This window comes from Corynebacterium striatum ATCC 6940 (genome assembly GCF_000159135.1).
Classification (GTDB): Bacteria; Actinomycetota; Actinomycetes; order Mycobacteriales; family Mycobacteriaceae; genus Corynebacterium; species Corynebacterium striatum.
Genome location: NZ_GG667519.1, coordinates 404,785 through 411,295, shown reverse-complemented (window position 1 = coordinate 411,295; position 6,511 = coordinate 404,785). Strand labels below are relative to the sequence as shown.

Annotated in this window: 5 protein-coding genes; 2 read left to right on the top strand and 3 right to left on the bottom strand. The window is 55.5% G+C overall.

What is annotated here, in order from left to right; translation table 11 throughout:
• Both HMPREF0308_RS01835 and HMPREF0308_RS01830 read left to right on the top strand, forming a co-directional pair.
• The coding region (locus HMPREF0308_RS01835) for an alanine:cation symporter family protein (RefSeq protein WP_005528116.1) at nucleotides 1-813 on the top strand (813 nt) is incomplete at its 5' end.
• Nucleotides 814-867: 54 nt separating this feature from the next.
• The gene (locus tag HMPREF0308_RS01830) at nucleotides 868-2,007 is read left to right on the top strand and encodes a pyridoxal phosphate-dependent aminotransferase (RefSeq protein WP_005528114.1); all 1,140 of its coding nucleotides are present in this window, start codon (nucleotides 868-870) and stop codon (nucleotides 2,005-2,007) included.
• 61 nt (nucleotides 2,008-2,068) lie between these two features.
• On the opposite strand, the gene amaB is transcribed toward HMPREF0308_RS01830, so the two are convergent.
• From amaB to HMPREF0308_RS01815, 3 genes are read right to left on the bottom strand one after another with little or no spacing between them, the layout of a single operon-like run.
• Complete coding sequence (gene amaB / locus HMPREF0308_RS01825; RefSeq protein ID WP_005528113.1) at nucleotides 2,069-3,592, bottom strand: L-piperidine-6-carboxylate dehydrogenase; 1,524 nt, start codon at nucleotides 3,590-3,592, stop codon at nucleotides 2,069-2,071.
• A 30-nt stretch (nucleotides 3,593-3,622) separates the two neighbouring features.
• Nucleotides 3,623-5,032: a 2-oxoadipate dioxygenase/decarboxylase gene (gene hglS / locus HMPREF0308_RS01820; protein ID WP_005528112.1), complete on the bottom strand. Its 1,410-nt coding sequence runs from the start codon at nucleotides 5,030-5,032 to the stop codon at nucleotides 3,623-3,625.
• 59 nt (nucleotides 5,033-5,091) lie between these two features.
• Nucleotides 5,092-6,282, bottom strand: a complete 1,191-nt coding sequence (locus HMPREF0308_RS01815) for an NAD(P)/FAD-dependent oxidoreductase (protein ID WP_005528111.1) — start codon at nucleotides 6,280-6,282, stop codon at nucleotides 5,092-5,094.
• Nucleotides 6,283-6,511 lie beyond the last annotated feature (229 nt).

Here is a 6,511-nt window from a genome sequence, read left to right as displayed (position 1 = left end):
CTCGGCGGAATCAGTGCCATCGCACAATGGACTTCTCGCATGGTGCCGCTGATGTCCGTTATTTATGCTGTGGGCGTCCTCGCCGTACTCGGTGCCAACTTCACCGATATTCCGCACGCGGCTTCGCTCATTGTTAGCGGTGCTTTTAATCCCGACAGCATCAGTGGCGGTGTCATCGGTGTCATGATCATCGGTATCCAACGCGCCCTGTTCTCCAACGTCGCCGGTGTCGGTACGGCCGGTCTTGCGCACTCGGTAACGAAGAACCGCCGCCCTGCTGAGGAAGGCTTTACCGCAGCTTGGGAGCCTTTCTTCGATTCCGTTGTCGTATGTACGCTTACAGCCCTTTCAATCATCGTTACCGGTCAGTATCTAAACCAGGGCGAAGAGGGCGTAACCCTCGCCTCCAACGCTTTTGCCACGGTTAATAGTGTTTTCCCTTGGCTGCTTTCCTTGTGCATCATCCTCTTTGCCTTCTCCACAGTCTTGTCTTATTGCTTCTATGGAGAAAAGGCAGCCGGTTATGTCTTCAAGGAAAACAAGATCGCCGAATTGGGATACAAGGTCGTCTACTTGTTGATGATCATCGTTGGCGCAGCAGTATCGCTGGATACTGTGGTGCGTTTCTCTGATGCCACCTTCTTCTTGGTATCTATCCCTAATCTTCTAGGCATCTATTTGCTGGCTAAGCCACTGCGGAAAGAAATCACAGAGTATCGCGCGTCGGTGGACAACGGAACTATCGATGTTGTCCCAGAACACGAACAAGTCAAGATGCTTCCAAAGCTCGAAAAGACTGTTCCACACTCGTAAATCCTCTCTCCCCTGCCTCCCCGCATAATTTTCCTGTTAAATTAAGGAGTTTCTGTGAGCCACATTGCTCAGCGCATTCTCGACCAGCGCGCGAGCTCTTTGCGTCCGCCACTCGGAGTTGTTCCGGCGGGCGCGATTTCCCTTGCGCTAGGAGAACCAGACTTTCCCACCCCAGAACCCATCGCGAACGCCGGCAACAAGGCAGTAAGCGAAGGAAATACCCGTTATACCGATCAGCACGGCCTGCGTTCTTTGCGCGAAAAGCTGGTGTCTGCACTACCTTCGAGCCCCACGAATAAGGACTGGGATGCCGATAACGTCGTGGTCACCCATGGCGCCACGGCCGCACTGGGAGCGATTTTCTTCGCCCTCTTAAGCCCCGGGGACAAGGTGGTCATCCCTGAACCGGCCTATTCCCTCTACGCGGACCTTGTCACCCTCGCTGGCGGAGAAGTCGTCTATGCAAAACTGGGCATAGACCTACACTTCGACATCGAAGAATTAAAGGAAAAGCTTCCGGGCGCCAAGGCTATCGTCTTTTCTAACCCCTCAAACCCGAATGGCATTGTGCACACCAAGCACGAGTTGGAGGAACTGGGCAAGCTACTCGAAGGAAGCTCTACCCTAGTTATTTCTGACGAAGCATACTCCTCTCTGACGTACTCAGGCCATGACTTCACCTCGGCTTTGGAAGTCGAATCCCTAGCGCCGCGCACGCTTTATGTACAGACCTTCTCCAAGAAATACGCCATGACCGGCTGGCGCGTCGGTTATGTCGCTGGCGATAAGGAGCTCATCGCCGCTATCGCACAATTCCACCGCACCTTCAACGGCTCGCTGAACAATGCGGCACAGATTGCTGCAGAGGCTGCGCTCGATCTGCCGGATTCAGCGCTGCAGCCGATGCTCGATGAATACGCCGCCCGGCGCGAGTTGATGGTTGAGTTGCTCAACGAGGTCCCTGGCATTGAGACAGTCAAGCCGGAGGGCGCTTTCTATTCCTTCATCCACTACGAGGTAGACAAGCCCTCTGTGCAGGTGGCGCGTGAGCTTGGCGACGCCGGGGTCATCGTCCGCGCCGGCGCCGAGTATGGCCCGAGCGCCGAGCACCACATCCGTATTTCTTTCGCGGCCTCGCAGGAAGAAATCCGCCGTGGCTTTAGCATCATCCGCGATTACTTCGCTTCCCAGTAAATAAAGACAAAAATATCCCGCCTCGTAGATAACTTACGAGGCGGGATATTTTTATATCGCTTTACAGGAACTTAACGCCCTGTGCGAGTGGAAGCTCACCGGAGTAGTTAACGGTATTGGTTGCACGGCGCATGTAGGCCTTCCATGCGTCGGAACCGGACTCACGGCCACCGCCGGTCTCCTTCTCACCTCCGAAGGCACCGCCGATTTCGGCTCCGGAGGTACCGATGTTGACGTTGGCGATACCGCAATCCGAACCGGAAGCGGAAAGGAAGAGCTCTGCCTCAGACTGGTCCTGGGTGAAGATTGCAGAAGACAGACCCTGCGGCACAGCATTGTGCAGCTCGATTGCTTCTTCCAGGTCCTTGTAGGTAATCACATAGAGAATCGGGGCAAAGGTCTCGTTGTGAACGACTTCGGTCTGGGAAGGCATCTTCACTACGGCAGGCTGAACGTAGAAGGAGTCTTCGTTGTCATCGACAATGACTCGCTCGCCGCCGACCAAAAGCTCGCCGCCCTGCTCCTGCGCGCGCTGCAGCGCATCCTGCATATCCTCGTAAGCCTTCTGATGAACCAGCGGGCCAACCAGGACGGACTCATCGCGCGGGTCACCAATGGTCAGAGTCTTGTACGCTGCGACCACTTTGCTAGTGAGTTCATCAGCAATGGACTCGTGCACGATGAGGCGGCGCATAGTGGTGCAACGCTGTCCTGCGGTACCAGCGGCTGCGAAGACGATACCGCGCAGTGCGAGATCGATGTCTGCAGAAGGAGTTGCGATACCGGCGTTGTTGCCGCCGAGCTCAAGGAGGTAGCGGCCAAAGCGAGAGGCAACACGAGGCGCAATTTCGTGACCCATGCGGGTAGAACCGGTGGCGGAAACCAAAGCGACACGCTTGTCATCAACCAGCACCTCACCGATTTCGCGGTCACCCAGAACCAGCTGGTGGATGTTTGGATCCTCGCCGCACTCCTCTACTGCCTTGCGCAGCAGCGAGTGCGCGCCGATGGCGGAGAGAACACAGATTTCGGAAGGCTTCCAGACGACGGTGTCGCCGCAGACCAACGCGATGGCGGTGTTCCAGGAATAGACCGCTACCGGGAAGTTGAACGCAGAGATAACACCGACGACGCCGATTGGATGCCAGGTCTCCATCAAGCGGTGGCCTGGACGCTCAGAAGGCATGGTCTTGCCGAAGAGCATTCGGGACTGACCGAGAGCGTAGTCGCAGATGTCAATCATCTCCTGCACCTCGCCCTCTGCTTCAGACATGGACTTGCCCGCTTCAATCTGCACGAGAGTCGCAAGGTCACGCTTGTGCTCTGCCAGCAGCTCACCCCAGCGCTTAATCACGTTGCCGCGCTGCGGTGCCGGCACGTTGCGCCAGGACTTGAAAGCCTCATCGGCGGCCGCAATTGCCTTATCGACGCCTTCCTTCGAAGTGGACTCGACGGCCAAAAGCTCAGCGCCAGTCAACGGAGTGCGCGACATGAGGTCGCCTTCTCCAACCGTGATAGTAGAGCCGCAGGCATTTAGCGCGGATTTTACGGTTTCGAGCAACTGGTCGTGGGTCTGAACGGTCATTATTTTTCCTTTCCTGGGGACGTATTTCTTTTAGGCTTGTGCAACAGCCGCGGTTGGCTGGATGGTGATCTTTAGGTTGGTAGCGAGTTCTTCGAGCGAAGCTTCTTCCTGTGCGCGGTAGAGCTCAAAGGGTTCCTTGATCTCGCGGCCTACAATCTTGGACATAGTCTCAATGTCGTAGTCAGTTCCTTGTTGTTCGTTATCGCGGGTACCTGCCTCCTTCAGATTGGACTGGAAGATTCCCGCCGCGGAACGTGGCAGAAAGTCCTCGTAGACAATCGGCTCTGCGATGACGATTCCTTCGGCGATGAGCTCTTCTACCTTGTAGGTTCCGGGTTCCACGGTGGCGCCCGGAGCTACCGCGTAGGTGAAGTAGGCAAGGCCCTGCTCGCGCAATCCTTGCTCGCTATCTGGCAGGTTTTCCTCCCAGACCTTGCGCGCTACTTCCACTCGAGTTGGCGCTTCGCCCGCTTGGAGGCGCTTGTCGGTTTCGGCAATCAGGGCGTCGTAAAGCTCACGCCCCTTCGGACTCAAGGCGATACCGCGCTGCTCTACCTCGCCGAAGCGCACGCGCAGCGCACCCGGGCCCACGCTGCCGTCCGCGAAGCGGAAGATGCGCTCTTCATCCAAGGCGCGGAAAGAGGTCTGACGCAGCAGAATGTCTGGCCCCTTCCAAGCTGGTGGTCCCTGGATTTCATCAATCATCGTGATACCGCGCGATTCCATCGAGGAATACAGGTCATCGATGTCGAGGACACGTGGGGTCAGGTGATTGATGTGGGTATAACGGACGCCACCGATGTCGGAAGCAACCGCAGAAATGGCCTCGAGCTCGCGGTACCATTCGTCATCGATTGGCTCGTCATTCAGTTTGAAGGCCGCGGTAGCCAGCTCAATGAATTTGTCTGCATCGACGTCGTCTAGCCCGCCCTGTTCTTGGGCCTTGGCTGCCATCTCAAGCAGTTCCCCACCGAAGATGGTGCGAGAATCGATGAACTCATGCAGACCCTTTTGCAGGTCGTCAGAGAAAAAGCGCGGGTCATCGGTGGCGAGCATCGAGGTGAAGACGCGGAAAGGGTTCTTTGCCAGCTCCTGCTTGTCAGTAGGACGGAACGCAGTAGAGACGACCGGGACCGAAGACTTGGCAGCCTCGCGCAGATCGTAAAAGCCAACCGGATACATGCCGAAAGCCGCGAAAACTTGAGCTACCTGTCCCATCTCACGCGGGCTGCCTACGCGGATTGCGCCATGGCGTTCTGCGGTGACTCGTTCGATGGAACCAAGCCTTTCAGCAGAAGCACCCATTTTTTCCATGTAGCGCTTATTTACTTCTTCTGAAACCTCAACGAGGGTGGTGTATGCGGGCACTTCTTCGCCATACATGTCTGACAAGCTCTTGGCAAAGCGAGCACGCAGCTGCCATGTCTCGTTAAACGCCATTCTTTTTCCTTTACTTTTGCGAAGTGGTAAATCAACTGTTAAGCCAGTACAAGCAGCACTTAGATGATGTGCTTTTCAGTAAGCCCAATGTTTGGCACTGCAAAGCGATCAACGGTGAATGCATCATGCGGGAGGAAGGACTCTTTATTCGTGACGATGTCTGCGATCAGCTCGCCAGCAGCTGGCCCCTGCAGGAACCCATGTCCAGAGAACCCAGTGATGTAGTAAAAGCCTTCGACCGTGTTCGATGCGCCGATGATGGCGTTGTGGTCAGGGGTGTTTTCATAAAAGCCGGCCCAGCCTGCTTCCAGCTGCGGATCGACCAGCGATGGAGCCACGATGCGGGCGGCATCGTTGAAATCATTCAGCCATTCGTAGGTCCATTCGCGGTTGAATCCGACTTCTTCCTTATGCGAGATGCCCAGTAACAGCGCGTTGTAGTAATTGTGCATATAGAAGGTGGTGCCAAGGTCCAAGGTGAAAGGCACCGTGGCATGCGCTTGTGGACGCTGCGCTGTAATACCGATCATGCGGCGAACTGGTTCTACAGGTAGTTCTTGGCCAGCCATCTCGCCGATCCGCTTGCTCCACGCGCCGGCCGCGCAAATGACTTGGTTGGTGCGAATGGCACCGCGATTGGTCAAGACCGCTTCAATCTTGCCACCCGCGGTGGTGATATCGCGGACTTCTGTGTGATCAAGAATGGTCACGCCCAGGGACTGGCACGCACGGCGATAGCCATCAACGGCTGCGGCCGGACAAGCATATCCATCATCCGGAGAATACGCACCCACCACGATGCTTGCGGGATCGATGAATGGATTGAGCTCGTAAACCTGCTGCGGTGAAACCATATAAGAGTTCACGCCTAGTTCGTTTTGCGTTTGAGTTGCGACTTCGAGGTTGGCCGCTTCTTCTTCGTTACGAGCGAGAAACAGGTAGCCTACTTTGCTCAGCTCAATGTTGACCCCAAAATCCTCTTGGAAGCGCCCGTATTTTTCCAAAGAGCGCTTGCCGAGGATGATGTTGTTCGGGTCTGAAAAGTTTGCACGGACTCCGCCCATCGGTTTTGCTGAAGAGCCACACCCCAGCTCGTGCTGCTCCAACACGACGATTCCTTTGACTCCTCGCGATGCGAGATTCCATGCGGCGCTCATTCCCATGACACCGCCTCCGATGATGACTACATTCACAATCTCTGGCTGTACGCATGCATAGTTCGAAGAAAGCGAAATCTTTACGTCGGCCATCGTGTTCCCTCCTTCCAAACTGCTGGGTTTCCACCCGCGTTTAGTTACCGCTTATCGATAACCTATAAAGTAAAATATGCGATGCGTCACAAAGCGTCAAGCAGTTTGACTTAAATCTCTAAAATCCGTCACCTTTGGCTGCATTAATCAAAGAGCTGCAGGAAACTTTTACGGCCAAGTCCGCCGATCTGGTGTAAGAACCTTTCGAGTCTTTAGTTGTTTTTGTCGG

Bases quoted from the DNA above. Each gene is read 5' to 3' on its own strand.
- hglS (WP_005528112.1), bottom strand. From the start codon at position 5,032: ATGGCGTTTAACGAGACATGGCAGCTGCGTGCTCGCTTTGCCAAGAGC.
- amaB (WP_005528113.1), bottom strand. From the start codon at position 3,592: ATGACCGTTCAGACCCACGACCAGTTGCTCGAAACCGTAAAATCCGCG.
- HMPREF0308_RS01815 (WP_005528111.1), bottom strand. From the start codon at position 6,282: ATGGCCGACGTAAAGATTTCGCTTTCTTCGAACTATGCATGCGTACAG.